The 19,269-nt window shown below is 63.8% G+C and carries 17 protein-coding genes; 3 read left to right on the plus strand and 14 right to left on the minus strand.

The features are described 5' to 3' along the window. Positions 1 to 150 precede the first annotated feature (150 nt). From AUR_RS10330 to AUR_RS10355, 6 genes are all read right to left on the minus strand, one after another. On the minus strand, positions 151 to 1,452 hold the full coding sequence (locus tag AUR_RS10330; protein WP_062098880.1) for a M18 family aminopeptidase: 1,302 nt from the start codon (positions 1,450 to 1,452) through the stop codon (positions 151 to 153). A gap of 19 nt (positions 1,453 to 1,471) precedes the next feature. Next, positions 1,472 to 2,179 carry a response regulator gene (locus AUR_RS10335; protein ID WP_021473331.1) on the minus strand — a complete coding sequence of 236 codons (708 nt, stop codon included), beginning with the start codon at positions 2,177 to 2,179 and terminating at the stop codon, positions 1,472 to 1,474. Continuing rightward, positions 2,179 to 3,459 (minus strand): sensor histidine kinase, encoded by a 1,281-nt coding sequence (locus AUR_RS10340; protein WP_021473332.1) that lies wholly within the window; start codon positions 3,457 to 3,459, stop codon positions 2,179 to 2,181. The genes AUR_RS10335 and AUR_RS10340 overlap by 1 nt, the downstream gene beginning before the upstream one ends. A gap of 18 nt (positions 3,460 to 3,477) precedes the next feature. Next, on the minus strand, positions 3,478 to 4,329 hold the full coding sequence (locus AUR_RS10345; RefSeq protein WP_021473333.1) for an ABC transporter permease: 852 nt from the start codon (positions 4,327 to 4,329) through the stop codon (positions 3,478 to 3,480). Beyond that, positions 4,329 to 5,276, minus strand: coding sequence for an ABC transporter ATP-binding protein (locus tag AUR_RS10350; protein ID WP_062098882.1), 948 nt, complete (start codon positions 5,274 to 5,276; stop codon positions 4,329 to 4,331). Before AUR_RS10350 ends, AUR_RS10345 begins: the two co-directional genes overlap by 1 nt. A 167-nt stretch (positions 5,277 to 5,443) precedes the next feature. Further along, positions 5,444 to 6,949: a bifunctional phosphatase PAP2/diacylglycerol kinase family protein gene (locus AUR_RS10355; protein WP_021473335.1), complete on the minus strand. Its 1,506-nt coding sequence runs from the start codon at positions 6,947 to 6,949 to the stop codon at positions 5,444 to 5,446. 83 nt (positions 6,950 to 7,032) lie between these two features. On the opposite strand from AUR_RS10355, the gene AUR_RS10360 reads away from it, so the two are divergent. After that, positions 7,033 to 7,737 (plus strand): phosphatase PAP2 family protein, encoded by a 705-nt coding sequence (locus AUR_RS10360; protein WP_062098884.1) that lies wholly within the window; start codon positions 7,033 to 7,035, stop codon positions 7,735 to 7,737. Here the strand turns inward: AUR_RS10360 and AUR_RS10365 are convergent. From AUR_RS10365 to AUR_RS10395, 7 genes are all read right to left on the minus strand, one after another. Beyond that, complete coding sequence (locus AUR_RS10365; RefSeq protein ID WP_062098886.1) at positions 7,673 to 8,872, minus strand: MFS transporter; 1,200 nt, start codon at positions 8,870 to 8,872, stop codon at positions 7,673 to 7,675. The genes AUR_RS10360 and AUR_RS10365 overlap by 65 nt on opposite strands. Then, positions 8,869 to 9,624: a DeoR/GlpR family DNA-binding transcription regulator gene (locus tag AUR_RS10370; RefSeq protein WP_128397141.1), complete on the minus strand. Its 756-nt coding sequence runs from the start codon at positions 9,622 to 9,624 to the stop codon at positions 8,869 to 8,871. The genes AUR_RS10365 and AUR_RS10370 overlap by 4 nt, the downstream gene beginning before the upstream one ends. A gap of 186 nt (positions 9,625 to 9,810) precedes the next feature. Then, a complete protein-coding gene (locus tag AUR_RS10375; protein ID WP_128397249.1) occupies positions 9,811 to 11,493 on the minus strand; it encodes an ABC-F family ATP-binding cassette domain-containing protein in 1,683 nt (560 codons plus the stop codon). 95 nt (positions 11,494 to 11,588) lie between these two features. After that, positions 11,589 to 12,848, minus strand: a complete 1,260-nt coding sequence (locus tag AUR_RS10380; RefSeq protein ID WP_062098892.1) for an FAD-dependent oxidoreductase — start codon at positions 12,846 to 12,848, stop codon at positions 11,589 to 11,591. A gap of 12 nt (positions 12,849 to 12,860) precedes the next feature. After that, positions 12,861 to 14,849, minus strand: coding sequence for a penicillin-binding transpeptidase domain-containing protein (locus AUR_RS10385; protein ID WP_031216748.1), 1,989 nt, complete (start codon positions 14,847 to 14,849; stop codon positions 12,861 to 12,863). A gap of 68 nt (positions 14,850 to 14,917) precedes the next feature. Continuing rightward, positions 14,918 to 15,574 (minus strand): response regulator, encoded by a 657-nt coding sequence (locus AUR_RS10390; protein ID WP_021473143.1) that lies wholly within the window; start codon positions 15,572 to 15,574, stop codon positions 14,918 to 14,920. Beyond that, positions 15,571 to 16,857 carry a sensor histidine kinase gene (locus tag AUR_RS10395; RefSeq protein ID WP_179011285.1) on the minus strand — a complete coding sequence of 429 codons (1,287 nt, stop codon included), beginning with the start codon at positions 16,855 to 16,857 and terminating at the stop codon, positions 15,571 to 15,573. Before AUR_RS10395 ends, AUR_RS10390 begins: the two co-directional genes overlap by 4 nt. A 194-nt stretch (positions 16,858 to 17,051) precedes the next feature. On the opposite strand from AUR_RS10395, the gene AUR_RS10400 reads away from it, so the two are divergent. Together AUR_RS10400 and AUR_RS10405 are read left to right on the plus strand one after the other, a co-directional pair. Continuing rightward, positions 17,052 to 18,125: an ABC transporter permease gene (locus AUR_RS10400; RefSeq protein WP_062098894.1), complete on the plus strand. Its 1,074-nt coding sequence runs from the start codon at positions 17,052 to 17,054 to the stop codon at positions 18,123 to 18,125. Between the two features lie 26 nt (positions 18,126 to 18,151). After that, positions 18,152 to 18,850: an ABC transporter ATP-binding protein gene (locus tag AUR_RS10405; RefSeq protein WP_021473146.1), complete on the plus strand. Its 699-nt coding sequence runs from the start codon at positions 18,152 to 18,154 to the stop codon at positions 18,848 to 18,850. Here the strand turns inward: AUR_RS10405 and AUR_RS10410 are convergent. After that, positions 18,847 to 19,248: a winged helix-turn-helix transcriptional regulator gene (locus AUR_RS10410; protein WP_062098896.1), complete on the minus strand. Its 402-nt coding sequence runs from the start codon at positions 19,246 to 19,248 to the stop codon at positions 18,847 to 18,849. The genes AUR_RS10405 and AUR_RS10410 overlap by 4 nt on opposite strands. Positions 19,249 to 19,269: the final 21 nt, after the last annotated feature.

Here is a 19,269-nt window from a genome sequence, read left to right on the forward strand (position 1 = left end):
CGGGGCTGATGCTGTGCAGACAAACATTTTGACGTCAGCCAAACCGGGAGTATGCACAAAATGTATCGCTTAAAGCATCAAATGTTTCTTATTGAGAACTTTTGAAACCGTCCTGAAACGACCCCTTGAGGCTTTGGGCCGTGGCGGGGGTCACATGGCAGTGGCGAAGAACAGTTCCGTCACCCTGGCCAAGGAGTAGGGATCCTCCACGCCACACAGCTCACGCGCGGAGTGCATCGAAAGCAGCGGAACTCCGACATCAACCGTGCGGATGCCGAGGCGCGTGGCCGTCAACGGACCAATGGTGGAACCGCAGGGGATGTCGTTGTTGGAAACAAACTCCTGGTACGGAACACCCGACTCTGCGCACAACCGGGCCCAAAAAGCTGCGCCTGTGGCATCTGTTGCGTAGCGCTGGTTGGCATTGATCTTCAGCAACGGGCCCCGGTTGAGCAGCGGACGGTTGGCGGGGTCATGGCGCTCGGCGTAGTTCGGGTGGACAGCGTGGCCGGCATCGGCAGAAACACAGAACGACGCCGACAACGCCTGCCGCCGCTGGCTCACCGAAGCCCCGAAACCGTCTGAGATCCGGGTGAGGATGTCCTCCAGGATCGGCCCGCAAGCGCCCGACCGGGAGTTTGAGCCGATTTCCTCATGGTCGAAGGCGGCAAGGACTGCGATGGGTCCGTCGTCACGCGCCGACCCCGCGTGGGCGATGAGCGCCACCAAGCCCGCATGGGTCGACGACAGGTTGTCCAGGCGTCCGGAGGCGAAGAACTCACTATTGACCCCGAAAACCGCAGGCGCTTGCGTGTCTGCCACGACGACGTCGTACCCGCCGATCTCCGCAGCATCCACCGAGGCGTCCTGCACGCGCGAGGCGAGCAGGCCCAAAAGATCCTCCCCTGCGGGATCTCCCAGCCCGAAAATCGGGTTCATGTGCTGCTGTTTGGACAACGTCAGGCCTTCGTTGACTGCCCGGTCCAGATGGATGGCGAGCTGCGGGAACCGCAGGAGGGGGCCAGTGGCCGTCAGGTGCTGGGTACCGTCACGCATCACCAGGCGGCCGGCAAGCTGCAGTTCCCGGTCCAGCCAGGAATTGAGCAGCGGGCCGCCGTAGACCTCCACGCCCGCCTGCAGCCAACCGAACTTCCCCGTTGTGGGCTTCGGCTTGAGCTTGAAGGACGGGGAATCGGTGTGAGCGCCAAGGATGTTGAACCCCGTGGCGGGACCTGCGTTCTCCGGCGATACCCAAGCAATCAGGGCGCCGTCCCGGATGACGTAATAGCCGCCCGCGCCCCCGGACCACGGCTCCAGCTCATTCAGCCCCGTAAAGCCGGCTGCATCTAAGCGGCGGGCCGCTTCATCGACGGCATGGAAGCTCGACGGCGACGCCGAAACGTACTCGCCAAGGTCCTTGATGTGCTCTGCTGCGGAGGCGTTCGTAGGCATGCTCCCGAGTCTATCCGGATCAGTAGTCCGGGTTGCTGGGCACCACGAGCCCGGTTTCGTAGGCGTAGACCACCACCTGCACGCGGTCCCGCAACTGCAGCTTGCTCAGGATACGGCGCACGTGGGTCTTCACTGTTGCCTCGGACAAGAAGAATTTGTGGGCAATCTCGGCGTTGGACAGGCCTTCGGCGATGGTGGTGAGGATCTCCGTTTCGCGCGGAGTCAGTTCATCCAGCAGAGGGTCACGGCGGGCCGGCGTGATCCCTGGCGTGTGTCCCCCGCGGACGTAAGTCTCCAGCAGACGTTGGGTGATCCTCGGTGCCACCACTGCGTCCCCGCTGGCCACCACCCGAACCGCGTGGACCAGCTCAGCGGGAGCAACGTCCTTCAGGAGGAAGGCGGACGCCCCGGCCTGCAGACCGGAGAAAGCATATTCATCGAGGTCGAAGGTGGTAAGAATGATGACCCTCGCATCAGCACCCGCGGCCGATATGCGTCGGGTGGCTTCGATGCCGTCCATGGCGGGCATACGGACGTCCATGAGGACGACGTCCGGCTGCAGCTCTTCCACCAGGCGGACGGCCTCTGCGCCATCCGATGCTTCGCCCACCACCGTCAGGTCATCTTCGCCCTCAAGGATCAGCCGAAAGCCCATCCTCAGAAGTGGTTGGTCATCCACCAACAGGATCTTGATGGTCCCTTGACCTGTCAGTTCGTAGTCCCTCATTACTCCCCCTTGTCGCCGTTCCAGTTCAGCTCGGCGTGTACCGCCCAGCCGCCGTTCCTGCCAGGTCCGGCCCCGATTTTTCCGGCGTAGATTCCGGCCCGCTCCCGCATGCCTGCAATTCCTTGGCCGGTGCCCAGGCTTCCCTTCCCGTTGCCGTCCCTGGTTCCGCGGCCGTCGTCGAGCACGTCGATGGTGACCAGGTCGCCGTTGCGCGCCACCTGCACGTCCACCCGGCTCAGCGACCTTCCGTACCTCAGGACGTTGGTCAGCGATTCCTGGACAATCCGATAGACCGTCAGTTCGAACGCAGGATCGGCCGGGAGCGCGGGTCCCGTATGAGCATAGTGAAGCGGAAGCCCTGCCGTCCGGAATCCATCCAGCAGCTTGGAAAGGTTGTGTCCCGATTCCAACGGTGTGAGCGGCGCCGGACGGCCGGAATCGTCCCTTAGGACGCCCAATACCCTGCGCATGTCAGCCAAGGCGTTCCGCCCCGTCCTGGATAGTTCACCAAGCACCTCGCCGGCGCGTTCGGGATCCTTCTTCACTACCACTGCCGCACCGTCGGAAAGGCTCACCATGACCGTGAGCGAGTGTGCCACGACGTCGTGCATCTCGCGGGCGATCCTGTTGCGCTCGGTGACCTTGCCCAGCTGGGTCGTGCGAGCCACCCAGGCGGCGATCTCCGCCTCATGCTCCCGGCGCTCCCGGACCGAAATGCCGATTCCCGTGGCCAGGAGGTTGGACAGCATGATGGTCACGGCCGTGGCGATGTTGTTGATGAGGTGGAAGTTCTCCGGAACCTCCCGGAGCGTGTCCATGTTGCTGGGGCTAGTCCACATGAAGAGATAGAGCAAGCTCAGGGGGAGGCTGGCCGCGCCCAGCACCACGAAGGCAACGGGACGCTTTCTGGCGGATGCTACGGCGTAAAGGGCGAACCAAAGACCCGCCGAGACGTTCGATCCCCAAGGGTTGAGGATGGTAGCGGCGATTTCCAGGAGGGCAACGGCGGCCGCCACATGAATCGGGCTCTGCCGCCGGAACCACAGTGCCAGGGCGATGAGCAAAAGGAATGACGTGACCAGCCACTTGCCCTCGATGACCGAAGAGATGATGGTGGGCAGCGCCAGAAGCACATAGCAAGAGACCACCACGGCATCCATGGCCAGCGGGTGCTCGTAGAAATAGCGCCGCACGCGTCCGCGGCGGCGCTGGGTGATTTCCGCGAAGGACGCGTCAGCCGGACCGGCCAACGCGTCCTTCCTTTGTGGGACTTCGATCATGAAGAGAGCCTAAACGCCCTAGACGTCCCGCTTCTTGAGCAGAACCATGGCAATTGCCACCGGCACAACAACCCAGGCGGTCAGCACCAGCGCGGCCTGCCACGCTTCCAGCGTGTCCGGGACGTGCTCGACGGCGGTCATCGGGTTGATGGTGCTGGTGGGGAGGTACTTGTTGGCTTCCTTGAAGAAATCGCCGGGGATGAGCTGGAATGCGATGGGAGCCACGAACAACAGGCCGACGAGGCTCATGATGCCACCGGCCGAGTTCCGGACGATCGTTCCCAGGGCCATGCCGATCGCAGCCACGGCGGCCACATAGATGCTGTTCACCAGCAGGAGCTTGATGGACTGCGAGCTGCCAAGGTCCAGCTTGAGGTTGTAGTTATCCACGATCGGCAATGAAACGAGCCCTGCTACGTACGTGGCAACAGCGGTCAGAAGGAACGCGCTCACCACCACCACAATGAGCTTCGCCAGGAACGGGGAGAGGCGCTTGGGCACGGCGGCGAAGGTGGAACGTGCCATGCCGGTGGTGAATTCCGAGCTCATGAGCAGCACGCCCAGGGAGCCAAGGATGAGCTGGGCGAACGAGATTCCGGACGTCGGAATGCTGACGGCCAGGTCTCCGCCCTGGGCTGCCATCGCGGCGGCCGCTTCAGGATCGCGGGCTGCCTGGTCGGCGAACTGTCCTGTTCCCCATGCAGCCAAGGCCGCGAAGCCGACCATGACCACAGCCGTGGAGGCCAGGAGGATGAGGGTCGAAAGCAGAGTGCGGAATTTGATGAATTCGGAGTTCAGAACCCGGTGGAAAGCCGGTCCTGGGCCCACCGGGGTGCGTGTGGGTTTGCTGTCCGTGATTGCGGTGCTCACTAGTTCTTCCCTCCGGCCGAAGCGGGAACCGACGTCCCGGTGTTGATGTGCGAGTGGTACTCCACCTCGTCCTTGGTCAGCTCCATGTAGGCCTCCTCGAGGCTCGCTTGGAGAGGCGTGAGTTCGTAGACCATGACCTGGTTGTCCAACGCGGTGCGTGCGATGGCGCGTGGATCAAGTCCACTTACCTCCAGAAGCTCGCGTTCGTGGACCTCCACCGAAACGCCTTGCCCGGCCAGCAGCTGCATGAGGTGTTCAGGCTGATCGGTGCGGACGCGGGTGCGGGCCTGGCCCTTGCCGGTGATGATGTCGGCGATGGGAGCATCGGCGATGATCTTGCCGCGGCCGATCACTATCAGGTGGTCTGCCGTGAGTGCCATTTCGCTCATGAGGTGGCTGGACAGGAAGACCGTGCGGCCCTCGGACGCCAGGTACTTGACCAGGTTCCTGACCCACACGACGCCTTCAGGGTCCAAGCCGTTCACCGGCTCGTCCAGGATGATTGTCTGGGGATCCCCCAGAAGCGCGGCGGCGATGCCCAGGCGTTGTCCCATGCCGAGCGAGAATCCCTTGACCTTCTTCTTGGCAACATCGCCCAGGCCGGTCATCTCAATCACTTCACGCACACGGCTCTTGGGGATGCTGTGCGTTGCTGCCATGGCCAGCAGGTGGTTGTAAGCCGTGCGGCTGGTGTGGACTGCCTTGGCATCCAGCAGGGCGCCAATCTCACGCAGGGGAGCCACATGCTTTTCGAATGGCACGCCGTTCACGGTCACGGAGCCGGACGTGGGCGTGTCCAGTCCCATAATCATGCGCATTGTGGTGGACTTGCCGGCACCGTTCGGGCCGAGGAAGCCCGTTACCCGGCCGGCCTGGACCGTAAAACTGACGCCACCTACGGCTGTTTTTTCGCCGTAGACCTTCGTCAGGCCTTTTGCTTCGATCATGGAAGCGTTCCCTCCCTAGACACGTGTACGTGCAGATGAGTTGTGAATGTACTTAAACGCTAGTCAGGGAAGAGAAGGAAATCGCCTGTCCCAGGGATGATTCAGGGTCCGGTCAGGGTAGTCCTACCGGATGACCCGCCCGGATATCCGCCCGGATATCCGGCCGGTTATCCCACCGGGGGAAGCGGCGAGTACACGCGCAGTCCGCCTGTCCGGATCGAGAATTCGGCACTCCGGACGTTGGCCTTCGCCTCACCGTCGACGGCCAGGGCCAGGGGCTGGTCCGCGGCCTCAATCGTGATGCTGCCGGCCTCGGACAGGTGCGTCACCTTGGAGGAGGCTACAGTGCCGGTCACCACTGCCCACAGCAACCGGGCACGGGCGAACGGCTCGTCCGCCGAAATCATCCGCAAGTCCAGGACGCCGTCGTCCAGCACCGGGCGGCGAATGGGCGCATGGTCAGCGGGGTAGTAGCGTCCACGGCCCATGTACATGATCCACAGCTTGTGCCTGACGCCGTCCACTCTGAGCGTGGTGGGGGAGTTCACCGCGAAGGTCCGCAGCGATGCCACCAGGCTCGCCAGCGGCTTACCGAGTGCCGGCTGCAAACGTTCACGCCGTCTCACCAGGTTGGGGTAAACACCCACGCTGGCCGTATTGAGCATGGCCAGCTCGATGGTTTCCGGCATCTCCGGCAGACCGCGCTGCACCACCACCCAGCCCAGGTCCACAGAGGCGCCCCAGCCCTTGGTGAGCGCTTCCACGGCATCGTCCATGGAGTTGCTGCCCAGGTCGCGGGCAAAGTGGTTGAGCGTTCCGCCCGGCAGGACCAGTAGTGGAAGGGAATGTTCGACGGCGGCAGCCGCCGCAGTGCCTACCGTTCCGTCACCGCCCCATACCCCCAGAGCGACGGCCTCGGGTCTTGACGCCACAGTGCGGACAGCTGCCTCGACGTCTTCTCCCTCAGCGATCTCGTGTATATGCGCCTTGGGGAATAGTTTCTTGAGCAGCTCGCCGGTCTCTGGCGTATAAGACCCTCCCATGGCGTTGACGGCGATCACCAGCCCGTCGCCGTCGGCGATTGCCGGTACGTCCGCCGGAGTCCGCCGGGGCGTAGGCTCCGGCGGACGGGCCGGCCACCACTTGCGCGTCAATAAGGCGGCTCCGGCGCCGAGGGCCGAACCGAAGACAACATCCGAGGGCCAATGGGCGCCCGTGTGGACCCTCGAGTAGGCCACACCGGCAGCCACGGGAGCCAAAGCGAGGCCGATTGCCGGTGAAACGATCCCGGCTCCCACCGCGAAGGCCACTGCCGAGGCGGAATGTCCCGACGGCATCGATGAGCTGGTGGGCTGAGGATTCACGAACCTGAAAACAGGAAGGTGATCGGGCGAGGGCCTGGTGCGCGGCAGGACGGTCTTGAAAACCAGGTTCGTGACGGCGGACGCGACGCCCAAGGCGAGCAAACCGTGCAGCGCGGCCCGGCGCGGCCTGCCCGGAACGGTCGCCATGACCCCCGCGATGCCGAACCACAGCTTGCCCTTGGTGGCGGCAGCGGACAGGTAACGGAAGAAGTCGTCGTGGTTGCCCTGGCGCTGGCGGGATACGGCCCGCACGAGGAAGTGATCGAATTTCGTCACGTTGTGGGGACCTATGCCCGGGAAGCCTCGCATCAACCCACAGTATCGCCCCGCTCCGTAGTTCGGCGGAGGTCCCTTCCCCCGAATGCCCAGGAAGCTCTGGCTACCATGAAGGCATGCCACGCATATTGGAACCCCGCCACCGGCCAAGCTCGCTGCTCGTCGCACCTGCCGCGCTGTTGTTGACGGCATTCCTCGTGCCCGGACTTTTGATCCTCGCCGGGCAGGGCGAACCGGCGTTCAACGGGGTAGACACCCAGTGGCAGGCCTTGATCTTTACGCTTCATTCGCCGTTCTGGGACCAGGTCAATGCCTTCCTGAACTGGCTCGGTTATGTGGGCGTGCTCATTCTGGAAGTCCTCTTGGTGGCGGTGTTGCTCCTCTGGCGCAGGCCGAAGATGGCCCTCTTCTCCGCCCTCGCGGCGTTGATTGCGTTGGGAGTGACCCAGCTTGCCAAAGCAGTGGTTGGGCGCGATCGTCCTGAAGGCGCAAAGGTCCTGACGGACACTGGTTCATACCCTTCAGGGCATGTATCCGCAACGGCCGTCTTTCTCATGACCCTCGTACTGCTCACAGGCAAGCTGTGGTTCAAGCTTCTGGCCATCGCGGGAATCCTCGTCACGATGGCCAGCCGAACCTATCTCTCCGCCCACTGGCTCAGCGATGTCCTTGGTGGTGCATGCGTGGGAGTGGGCGTGACGCTGCTGCTGTGGGTCCCTTTCATGAAGATATGCATCCAGGAGAATCTATCTGCGGTTACTTCTCCTGTGTGGCAGGCAAGGGCTTCGCGACGCCAGCCAGCAGAAGGGCAACCAGAATAGGTGCTCCAATGGCCAGGAGCGCATTGTGGATACCTGTGTGGTCGCCCAGGTAACCCAGCAGGGGAGGACCCGCAAGGAAAGCTACGTACCCGATAGTCGACACCACGGAAACCCTGACTGCAGCATGTTTGGGGTCGTCGGCGGCAGCGGACATCCCCATGGGGAAGGCCAGGGCGGCTCCGACGCCCCAAAGGGTTGCGCCGGCTCCAGCCAGAACCACATTGTCCGCCAGGACGAACAGGACCAAGCCGACCGCAGCGGCAGCCATGCTTGCCCGGAGTACGGCCACCCGACCGAACTTGTCGATCACCTTGCCACCGAGGAAACGCATGAGGGTCATGCCGGCAACGAACAGGGCAAAGAGCAGGGCGCCTCCCCCTTCCGACGTTCCCAGGCCATCGACCGCTGCCTTGGCAATCCAGTCGTTGCCCGCGCCTTCCGTCAGGGTCGCCCCCAGGACCACGACGCCGATGAGCAGCGTCCTGCCGTCCCGCCAGGCAGAAGGTCCGCGCTTGACGTCAGTGCCGCCGTCGGACGCTTCAACAACTGGCGCGTGCGGCAGGAAGTAGCGCGGCGCCGTCAGCGCCAGTACCAATGCGATGCCTGCAATGACCAGCAGATGCTCAGGCAGGCCCACGCCAAGGTGTGAAAGGCCCGCACCGATGAGCGCGCCAACGAACGCGCCGCCGCTGAAGGCGGCATGGAACTGCGGCATGATGGTGCGCCTGAGCCGGTGTTCGACGTCGGCGCCCTCGATGTTTTGGGCGACGTCCCACAGGCCGATGCCAATGCCGAAGAAGAACAGCGAGACGGCCATCACGGGAACAGAGGCCGCCATGAGGGCAACGGCGATCCCTACCCCGGCTGCCGCTGCCACCGCCCCGGCCGTCCGGACCGTGTTGGCGGTCCCGATCCGTCCTACGACCCAGCCCGCCGTTGGCAGCGCCAGGAGGGAGCCCACCGCGGTGCAGAGCAGGAGGCTGCCCATCTGTCCGGACGTGAGGCTGAGCGCTTCGGTAACGGCGGGAATGCGGGCAGCCCAACTGGCAAAGACCAGCCCGTTCATGCCGAAGACGAAAAACGTGGCTATTGCGGCCGCGTTCACGTTGGGGACGGTTCGGGTGCTGGTGGTCATGCAATCACAACTTCCACAGAGAGTTCGTCGAGCAAGGAAAGATCTTTGGGGGCCGGTTCCACATCGGTAACCAGTACGTCGGCTGCGTCCATCGCAGCCACCAAGGCAAGGGCGCTGGCCCTCCATTTGCTGCCGGAGCCTGCCACTATCACCCTCGACGCTGATTCCAGGCCGGCCCGCTTCACTGCCGCATCATCGAGGTCGTGGGCAAGGAGTCCGTCTTTGAGGTTGAACGCGCACGGCGTGATGACGGCCGTATCAAAACGCAGTGACCGCACGTTGGCTTCAGCCATGGGTCCGCGGAAGGAGAGCTCGCCGGGGACCAGCCGTCCTCCGGGCAGGATCAGCTCAGGACGTCCCCCTGCCAAAGCATCCACACTGTGCAGGGACATGGGCATGACGGTCAGTTGGCGCTTTCCGATGCTGCGGGCAATTTCCGTTGCCGTCGAACCGCTGTCCAACCAGACGTGTTCGCGGTCCTGGAGCAGGGCGTCCACGGCTGCCGCGATCCTGACTTTGCCCTGGTGGTCTTCCAACTCCCGCTGGCCGTAGCCGGGGTTATCGCCCTTGAAGAGGAGGCTCCGCGCGCCTCCGTGGACGCGCTTAAGCACTCCGTTGGCGGCGAGGATCTCCAAGTCGCGCCGGATGGTGGCACCGGAAGCACCGCATTCGGCCATCAGCTCATCGACTGTCACAGCCTCGCGGGTTCGCAGCAATTCACCGATTAAGCGGTGGCGGTCGGCTGTTCCCATGTCTTCAGGCTATCAGCTCTTGAGCAAATGATCACCAAGTGTGATCATTTGCTCACCGTTGCTCTATCACATCCCGACACGTTCCCACCATCCTCCTCTCACATCCCGCCCCTCAACCGCCGATGCTCTCGCAGTATCTGCAAGAGCGTCGGTCAAAAGGGGGTGGGATGTGGGAGAGGAACCGGACTAGCGGGCGCGGTCCACGCGCTTCTCGTCCCAGACCGGTTCCTCGGATTCGTACACCTTGCCATCGGACCCGAACACCAGGAAGCGGTCGAACGACTTCGCGAACCACCGGTCGTGGGTCACGGCCAGGACAGTCCCCTCGAAAGCGTCAATAGCCCGCTCGAGGGCCTCGCCCGAGTGCAGGTCCAAGTTGTCGGTCGGCTCGTCGAGGAGCAGCAGGGTAGCCCCGGAGAGTTGCAGCAGCAGGATCTGGAACCGTGCCTGCTGGCCACCGGAGAGCGACTCATACTTCTGTTCGGACTGGCCGGCCAAGCCGTAGGAATCCAGCGCACCGGCGGCTGCTTCGCGGGGCAGTCCCGAACGGTGCTCGTCGCCACGGTGCAGGATCTCCAGCAGGGTGCGGCCAAGGAGGTCCGGCCGGACATGGGTTTGTGCGAAGAACCCGGGGCGGATGCGGGCGCCCAGCTTCACGGTCCCCTCGTGCGGAACTTCGGCGATGACGACGTCGGACACCGGCAAATGCTCGCGCTCCGGGTCGGTGCCGCCGGTGGCAAGCAAACGAAGGAAATGGCTCTTGCCTGATCCGTTGGAGCCAAGCACGCCGACACGATCGCCAAACCAGATCTCCGTGGAGAACGGCTTCATGAGGCCGGTCAACTCCAGGTTCTCCGCAACCACTGCACGTTTGGCGGTTCGTCCACCTTTCAGCCGCATCCGCACATTCTGCTCAATGGGCAACGCTTCCGGTGGTCCGGCCTCAAGGAACTTGGCCAGGCGCGTCTGCGCAGCCTGGTAGCGATTGGCCATATCCGAGCGGAAGGCAGCCTTGTTCTTGTACATGTTGACGAGTTCCTTGAGCTTGACGTGCTCCTCGTCCCACCGCTTGCGCAGTTCTTCGAACCGGGCGTTCCGATCGGCCCGGGCTTCCACGTAGGAGGCGAAACCGCCGCCGTGGATCCACGCGCTGGCACCGTTGATGCCTGGTTCCAGCGTCACAATGCGTCCGGCAGCGTTGTTGAGCAGCTCGCGGTCGTGGCTGATGAAGAGCACAGTCTTCTTGGATTCGTTGAGCTTGGACTCAAGCCAGCGCTTCCCCGGAACGTCCAGGTAGTTGTCCGGTTCGTCAAGCAGCAGGAGTTCATCCGGTCCGGCGAACAACGCCTCCAGCACCAGCCGCTTCTGCTCGCCGCCGGACAGTGTTGAGGCGCGGCGGAACTGTGCTTTGTCGAAGGAGATCCCCAAAGCAGCCATGCAAACTTCGTCCCACACGGTCTCGACGTCGTAACCACCGGCGTCGCCCCAATCCACAATGGCCTGCGCGTACTTCATCTGGGTGGGCTCGTCGTCCCGCTCCATCATCGCCAGTTCGGCTTCCTCAACCGCTTTGGCAGCTGCGGCGAGGTTGGGTTGGGCCGTGGAGACAAGGAGGTCGCGGACGGTGGACTCGTCGCGCACCTGTCCCACAAACTGGCGCATGATGCCCATGTTTCCGGAGCGTCCCACCACGCCCTCGTCGGGAGTGAGATCGCCGGAGATGATCTTGAAGAGCGTCGTTTTGCCGGTTCCATTCGGACCGATCAGAGCCGTTTTGGTGCCGTCAGGGACCTTGAAGGCCACACCGTTCAGGAGCTGGGTGCCGTCGGAGAGGAAGTAGTCGATGCCGGAAACGTCAATATGGGCCACCGCCCAATCTTCCCACGGCACGGGTTAATGCTCGACGGCGGTGCCCGGCTACGCGGCGCACCGCACCGTCGGCGCACCAGCTCCGGAAGGTTTGGCTATGCGTCCGGCTTCCGTCGCGCAAAGCCGGGTGCGTGTTCGGGCAGCGGACCAAAAGCCAGCATCCGCGCAGGGACCTTACGGAAGAGCGGAAACTTGCGGCTCAGGAAGACCAGCGCTCTGGGTGGTTTCGGCTGCTTGCCCGCCATGACCTGGTTGAAGATGGCCCGGTGCATGAGTCGCTGGAACGTTTGCACGATGACTGTGGGCAGCCAGCGCCTCTTCTGGACCGCAGCGAGGGTGTGGTCATCCAAACTGCCATCCAACAGTGCCGGCGCCAGGATCCTGGCGGCAGCCACCGCATCCTGGACCGCCAGGTTGATTCCCACCCCGCCCGCGGGGGACATCGCATGGGCTGCGTCGCCGATCAGGAGGAGACCGGGCTTGTGCCAGGTGGCAAGCCGGTTGAGTTTCACATCGAGCAGGTGAAGATTGTCCATGGACAGGATCTCACCCACACGGTCGGAGAGATCGGGGCGCAACCGCGCGATCCGGTTTCGGAAGGCGTCCACTCCTTCGGCCCGCAACTCCGGGTCCGAGCCCTTGGCTGCCAGGTAGGCGATCTGGTGGTAATCCCTGCGGGTCAGGCTGAGCAGGACATCCGAGTCGCCAAAGCGCGGGGAAATGGAGGCCACCCGTTCTATTTCTTCCGGGTCGCGGGAGAGCCTGAACCACCACACATCGAAGGGGACCGGGAACTCCTTGGGGGTCAGGCCCGACTTTGCGCGCAGCACCGATCCCCGGCCGTCGCAGGCAACCGTCAGGGGAGCCTGCAGGTCATGGGTCTCCAAAGTTCCACCGGTGATTGGATCCTTGATGCGGTAGCGCACGCCGGCGACCGCCCCGGAGCCATCCGTCAGCAGGTCCGTCGCCTCGGCATTCATGATGAGCGTGAAGCAGGGTTCCTGCCGGGCGGCGTCCACCAGGAAGTTCAAAAGGTCCCATTGCGGCACCATGGCCACGTAGTTGTATGGCTCCTTCAGCAGCCCAAAATCCGCCAACACAAACTCCCCGGAGCCGGCGGGGAGCCGGAAGTTGTCCATCCTGCTTTGCGGGAGTTGCCGGAACCCGTCACCCAGCCCCAACTCATCGAGCAAACGGAGGGTGGAGGCGTGCACCGTGTCACCGCGGAAGTCCCGGAGGAAATCGGCGTGTTTCTCCAACACGGTGACGTGGACTCCGGCCCTTGCAAGGAGCAAACCCAACACAATGCCGGCCGGACCTCCGCCGACCACAGCGCACTGAGTGGGTTTCTCCATGCCAGCCTCCCGTTAGCCTGCCGCAGTCAGGAATGACTTCAGCAAGGGTCCGCTGGTGGTTGCGCCCAAGCCGCCGTCCTCGACAAATACTGCCACCGCAAGGTCTCCGTGAACAGCAACAATCCATGCATGGGTTTTTGGCGGATCCTCGTTGCCGAACTCAGCCGTTCCGGTCTTCGCGCCCACAGGCGCCCCCGGAACCTGGGCCAGGAACCCGGCGTGCCCGGATGTCACCACGGCCCGCATCATGTCCGAGAGCCCAGCGGCTTCTTCCTTGGTGATCGGGTTGGTGGACGCCGGGGACGGCGTTGTGGTTGCCGTGGCGGAAGCCGACGACGGCGACGCGGTGCCGCCTTCCGCTGGCGCAGCACCGGCGTCGGGGTTCCGGGTTTCCGCATCAGCGGCGTCTGCATTCAACACCAACTGGGGTGAGACCGGAGCTCCGTTGCCCACGGAAGCGGCCATCACCGCTGCGGCCAAGGGTGAGAACAGGACCTTGCCCTGGCCGATCATGGACGCCGCGTGCTCGGTGCCTTCAGCTTCGCCGGGCACGGACCCAAGGAATGCGTCCGCACCCAGCTTGGGGGCCTCAACCGCCACACCAAGTGCCGTTGCCGCCGACTCCAACTGGGCTTGGGTGACGGTATCCCGGGCATTGATGAATGCGGTGTTGCAGGAGTGTGCAAAGGCATCCCGGAGGGCGACCGATCCCAGGGAACCTTCCGGGTAACCCTCGGCATTCTTGAAAGTGCGGCCGTCCACGGTGACTGTCGGCGGGCAGTCGACCTTGGAATCCGGCGTAGCACCATTGCGGAACATGGCCAGCGAGTCCACGATCTTAAAGGTTGAACCCGGCGCGTACTGGCCCAGGAAAGCCGTGTTGTAACCGTTGCTGCCGGGACCCGACGCTGCCGCGAGCACAGCCCCCGTGGACGGCCTGAGGGCAACGATCGCGGACGCCGGTTCAATGTTGGCGAGGGTTTCTTCAGCCAGCTGTTGGAGTTTCAGGTCCAGCGTGGTCTTGAGGGTGGTACCCGCTTCAGCCGGGGTCGAGAAGAGCACTTTGGTGTCCGGGGTCCCGCCTTCCGCTGCGGGCTTGGCGGTAGCAACCACTTCCACGCCGTCCTTGCCGCGCAAAAGGGAGTCGTACTTCTGCTGCAGGCCACCGGTCCCGGTGCTGTCGCCTGCCCGCAAGGCACCGTTCGACTTCTCGATCTGTTCGGCACTGGCCTGTCCCACGGAGCCCAGCAGGGCCCGCGCGAAGGTACGCGTCGGTGCCAGCGCCATGGAATCGGCGATGCTCGCACCGCCGGGGATTGCCTTGATCTTCGCCTCGGTGATGTCTGCCGTGTAGGCCCGGAGCACAATTCCTTCAACGAACGCCTGCGGTCCGGAAGCGGCAACCTGCTTCGCGTATTCTTCAACGTCCAAGCCGAGCAAGGCAGCCATGGCGCGGGCCGAGGCATCGGATTGATCCTCGGAAACCTTGGTTTTGTCGATCCCCACACGGAAAACCGGCCGGTCCTCAACGATCGGCGTGTCACCGGCACCAAGAATCCCGCCGCGTTGGGCCGGAACCGTCTTGGCGGACAACGTCTCTCCGTCTGTCAGTTCAGGCGCCAGGAGCCCGGGGTTCCACTGAACGGCCCACTTGTCCCCGTCCTTCTTAAGGGAGGCCTCCAGGCTGTACTCCCATTGGGCGGACCCGATGTTCCAGCTGTAATTCAAAGGGACGGTTGCGGTGTCTCCGTCGAGCTTCACCTCTCCGGACTGGACCGAAGGTTTCGCACCGAGTCCCTGGAACACCGCCTTAAGTTCGTCATTCGCCGCCGCGGCGTCCTTGCCCTGAACGGCGAGCTGACCGACGTCGAGCGCTTCCAGCGACGAGGCCAGCTGCTTGGCGGCGTTCTCGGCACCCTCACGGCCATCGCCGCAGGCTGTCAAAGAGCCGGCCATCATCAGCGCAGCGAGTCCCAAGACCAGATTCCTAAGTTTCCCCATTTGCGTCATTATGCCGGGTTCCACTGACAGTTTCCCGTCCCGACCACACATCGGACGGTCGCGCGTGCCTACTGGCCCCTGATGATCCTTTGCTTGGTTGCGGCGGCGATTGCGGCTGTCCGGTTGTCCACTCCGAGCTTGGCGTAGATATGCACCAGATGGGTTTTTACGGTGGCCTCGGAGATAAACAATTGCTTCGCCAGGGCACGGTTGCTCATACCTGTGGCCAGCAGTTCAAGCAGTTCGACTTCCCTGCCGCTCAGCGCCGGCGATGGGTTCCGGATGCGGCCCATGAGCCGGGCGGCAACCTCCGGGGCCAAGGCGGTTTCGCCCGACGCGGCAGCCAGCACGGCTTGCCGGATCTGTTCGGGTGGCGCGTCCTTCAGCATGTAGCCGCTTGCGCCCGCCTCCACTGCGGCGAGGATGTCCGCATCGGTGTCGTAGGTGGTGAGGATGAGGACAGGCGGCGGCGGACTGCCGCCTTCGCCGGCCCTGATTTTTCCCGTTGCGGTGACGCCGTCCATTCCCGAACCCATTTGCAGGTCCATGAGCACCAGCTGCACGGGTTCGCCCAGGGTGTTCAATCTGGTCAACTCAGCCAGCGCGGCGGCGCCATCAGCCGCTTCGGCCACCACGGCGACCCCGGGGAAGTCGGCCAACATGGCGCGCAATCCTGCCCTGACAACCGGGTGGTCATCCACCAACAAGACCCTTATGTCCTTCATGCCGGATCCTTCCCTCGAAGTGGCAGCCGGATGGCCACCACCGTCCCTTCTCCCGGCGACGACTCAACGTCCAAGCTGCCGTTGAGTGCGGTTACCCGCTCCCGCAGGCCGGAAAGCCCGACGCCGGTTCCGTCACCGCGCGCCGTACCGGCCGCCGTCGTGGGATCGAAACCTACGCCGTCGTCGAAAACGTCCAGTGTCACCTCCGTGCCCGGATCCGCGTCGAGAAAGGACAAGGTGACGACGGCGGAGCGCGCGTGGGCGTGTGCCCACACGTTTGCGAGGGAAGCCTGGGCGGCCCGGAGCAGGGTGGTTTGATAGGCGTTGGGCAGTTCTACCGGCGTACCCACCAACTCGAACCGGCACCGAAGATCCGCCCCGCGGGCAGCGGCTTCAGTCTCCGTCTTCATGCAAAGTCGCCGGAGAGTGTCCACCAACCCCGACTCCGCGAGGTCCGGGGAGCGAAGGCCCCGCACGAAGTTGCGGGCTTCGGCCAAGTTGGCGGAAGCCGTCTCTTGAACCGTCCTGAGCCGCTCCCGGGCAACGTCTACATTGCCCTCAGCCAAGGCCTTCTCTGCGGATCGGCCCATGAGGACAATGCTGGAGAAGCCCTGCGCCAAAGTGTCGTGAATTTCGCGTGCCAAGCGTTCCCTCTCACCGACCATGCCGGCCTCGTGCTGGGTCCGGGCGAGTTCGGCGCGGGTCCGCCTGAGTTCTTCCGCCACGCGCCGTTGGCTTTCTGCCTCGTGGAACAGGGCCCGATACGCCATCCCGGTGACCACGGCGAAGCCGGCCCCGAACACCGGCCCCAGAACCATGGCCGGCTGCAGCCCGCCGTCGGCCGTCCCCTGGCCGTGGAACCAGAGGGCACCCACCAACAGCGCGGTAGTAGCCGCAATCGAGAGCAGCGCGGCGGAACGAGGCAAGAGGTGCAACTGCAGGAAGAACAGCGGGAAGGCAACCCAGGCGAAGTCGCCGCTGACCAGCAGGAGCAGGAGCCACAGAAGCATGACGGCACCAAGCCACCACCCTGCGTAGGGCGAGGGATCAAAAGCTTCGGCTGAGTTGGCGTGGCGCTTTTCCAGGACCGTCCCGGTCAAGTAGACGACTACAAGCACAGTGGAAAGTGCCAAGCCGGCTGTGAGGGCAAGTTGCGGCACGCCGGGTCCTGCCAGCAGCCGGACCACTGCGACCAGCAGCAGAACCGCGAAGCCCACGTGAAGGCTCACCCGAAGCACGCGGAGAATCGCCGTAGTCGGGGTATCGCGTTCCTGGAGCTGCACGTCTTCCAGCGTATCTTCGGGCCGTGGCGGGAACGGGGGAATGTGGCGGATCCGCACCCGAATCAACCTTTCGGTTGATTCGCCCTTCAACCCAACGATTCCCGTCGTTCATCCCTGTTCCCGATGGAATGGCGGGCGTGTAACGGAAAAGTTGGGAGTGCCGGGACAGGCCCGGACCAATACGAAGGAATCAAATGTTTCTTGCCATCCGCGACATCCGTTTCGCGAAAGGCCGCTTCGCTCTCATGGGAGGCGTGGTGGCCCTCATAACGCTCCTGCTCGTCATGTTGTCCGGGTTGACTGCCGGCCTGGGCAACCAATCCACGTCGGCCATTGCCGCGTTGCCTGTGCAACAGATCGTGTTCGGCGCGCCCGCAGGCAGCCAACCCACGTTGTCCTATACGGAATCCGAAGTGTCCAGGGACCAGCTCCAGTCGTGGCGCGGAAGGCCTGGCGTCGCCTCGGTCCATGAACTCGGCATCAGCCAAACCCGCTTCCAGTCGGTCAACGGAAACGGGGAGGCTAGTGGCACAGCCAACGTGGCAGTTTTCGGCGGAGACCTGGTGGATGTGGATGACGGATCAGCGGTTGTCAGTGAGAGTGTGGCCAAGGAACTGGACGTACAGCCGGGGAGCCGCGTGCGCCTCGCCGGCAACACGTTCGTGGTCTCGGACGTTGTGAGGGACCAGTGGTACTCACACACTCCGGTCGTCTGGACCACGCTGTCCGACTGGCGCTCCATTTCGCACTCCGCACCTGATACGGCAACCGTCCTGGGCGTGAAGTCCGACGCCGGAACCTCCTTGGATATCCAAGCCGCCAACGCGGCGGCCGGGACGGTCAGCAGCGACGTCCAGGGATCTTTCCAGGCCCTCGGTTCCTACAAGAGCGAAAACGGCTCACTCATGCTGATGCAGGCATTTCTTTACGGCATATCGGCCTTGGTAATCATGGCTTTCCTGACTGTGTGGACCGTACAGCGGACCCGGGACATTGCCGTTCTCCGGGCTCTTGGGGGATCAACGGGTTACGTCCTGCGTGATGCGTTGGCCCAGGCGGCAATCGTGCTGTGTGCCGGGGCTGGTGCGGGCGGACTGCTGGGGTTGATCGGCGGTACGGCTGCCGCACAAGCTGCACCCTTCCTGATCACCCCGTTGACCACTCTGCTTCCCGTAATGGGCATTGTGGTCCTGGGATTGGCCGGAGCGGTCCTGGCCGTTGGACGCGTCACCAAGGTCGATCCATTGCTTGCCCTCGGCGGCAACTAATTCATTCCACGAAAGGTATATGTCCAATGTCAGCCCTTGGCCTTGTCAACGTCTCGCTGGAGTACGCGGACGGTTCTTCCACCCTTAAAGCACTCGACCACGTGGACCTCACTGTTGCCCAGGGTGAGTTCCTCTCCGTGGTCGGGCCTTCCGGCTCAGGGAAGTCATCGCTGCTTGCCGTCGCTTCCACGCTCATCGTGCCGACACATGGCGTCGTCATCATCGACGGCGAAGACGTCACCGCAATCACGCCGGCCCAACGCACCGTGCTGCGGCGTGAAAAGGTTGGCATCGTCTTCCAGCAACCCAACCTCCTGCCGTCGTTGACCGCCGTCGAGCAGTTGCTGATGCGGGAGCATCTGCGGGGGAAGGCCGGGGCAGGAGAACAGCGCAAAGCGCGGGAGCTCCTGGACACGGTTGGCCTCGGTTCAGTCCTGGACAAGCGTCCCCATCAGCTCTCCGGCGGGCAGCGTCAACGGGTCAACATTGCCCGGGCGCTCATGCGGAACCCCTCCGTCCTCCTTGTCGACGAACCCACCGCCGCGCTGGACCACCAGCGGAGTGAGTCGATCGTCCGGTTGCTCAGAAGAATTACGGACGAGTTCGCAACAGCGACCGTGATGGTCACCCACGACACCGAGTTCCTTCCGCTGACCGATGCGGTGGCCGTGATGCGGGACGGGCGCCTCAGCCGCGAAAGCATCCCTTCCACGCAGATGAGTTAGCCTCCTGCGGGGCCCAGCACCGCCTTGTCCTGCTCCTCTTCATAGGCATCGCGTGCTTCGAGGATGGCGGGAACGTGACTCTCGGCCCACTCCCGCAACATCCTCAGCGGTTCCAGGAGGGAGGCGCCCATCTCGGTGAGTTCGTAATCCACGCGTGGTGGCACTTGGGCGTGGATGGTCCGGGTGATCAGCCCGTCCCTCTCCAAAGTCCGAAGCGTCTGGGTCAGCACCTTGGGCGTCACCACGTTGACCATCTTCCGCAACTCGGAGAAACGGACCGGGCCGTCGCCCAGGACCTGAATGACCAGCGAAGCCCATTTGTCCCCGATCCGTTGGAGGATCACCCGGGACGGGCAGTTGGGATCGAAGACGTTTGCCGGCAGTTTGGAGGTATCCACGAGGTAACTAGGTTCCTTTGA

The organism is Paenarthrobacter ureafaciens (genome assembly GCF_004028095.1).
GTDB classification, from domain to species: domain Bacteria; phylum Actinomycetota; class Actinomycetes; order Actinomycetales; family Micrococcaceae; genus Arthrobacter; species Arthrobacter ureafaciens.

Excerpts from the sequence above, each read along its gene's own strand:
- AUR_RS10330 (WP_062098880.1), bottom strand. The coding sequence starts at position 1,452 with ATGCCTACGAACGCCTCCGCAGCAGAGCACATCAAGGACCTTGGCGAG.
- AUR_RS10335 (WP_021473331.1), bottom strand. The coding sequence starts at position 2,179 with ATGAGGGACTACGAACTGACAGGTCAAGGGACCATCAAGATCCTGTTG.
- AUR_RS10340 (WP_021473332.1), bottom strand. The coding sequence starts at position 3,459 with ATGATCGAAGTCCCACAAAGGAAGGACGCGTTGGCCGGTCCGGCTGAC.
- AUR_RS10350 (WP_062098882.1), bottom strand. The coding sequence starts at position 5,276 with ATGATCGAAGCAAAAGGCCTGACGAAGGTCTACGGCGAAAAAACAGCC.
- AUR_RS10355 (WP_021473335.1), bottom strand. The coding sequence starts at position 6,949 with ATGCGAGGCTTCCCGGGCATAGGTCCCCACAACGTGACGAAATTCGAT.
- AUR_RS10360 (WP_062098884.1), top strand. The coding sequence starts at position 7,033 with ATGCCACGCATATTGGAACCCCGCCACCGGCCAAGCTCGCTGCTCGTC.
- AUR_RS10365 (WP_062098886.1), bottom strand. The coding sequence starts at position 8,872 with ATGACCACCAGCACCCGAACCGTCCCCAACGTGAACGCGGCCGCAATA.
- AUR_RS10370 (WP_128397141.1), bottom strand. The coding sequence starts at position 9,624 with ATGGGAACAGCCGACCGCCACCGCTTAATCGGTGAATTGCTGCGAACC.
- AUR_RS10380 (WP_062098892.1), bottom strand. The coding sequence starts at position 12,848 with ATGGAGAAACCCACTCAGTGCGCTGTGGTCGGCGGAGGTCCGGCCGGC.
- AUR_RS10385 (WP_031216748.1), bottom strand. The coding sequence starts at position 14,849 with ATGGGGAAACTTAGGAATCTGGTCTTGGGACTCGCTGCGCTGATGATG.
- AUR_RS10390 (WP_021473143.1), bottom strand. The coding sequence starts at position 15,574 with ATGAAGGACATAAGGGTCTTGTTGGTGGATGACCACCCGGTTGTCAGG.
- AUR_RS10400 (WP_062098894.1), top strand. The coding sequence starts at position 17,052 with ATGTTTCTTGCCATCCGCGACATCCGTTTCGCGAAAGGCCGCTTCGCT.
- AUR_RS10405 (WP_021473146.1), top strand. The coding sequence starts at position 18,152 with ATGTCAGCCCTTGGCCTTGTCAACGTCTCGCTGGAGTACGCGGACGGT.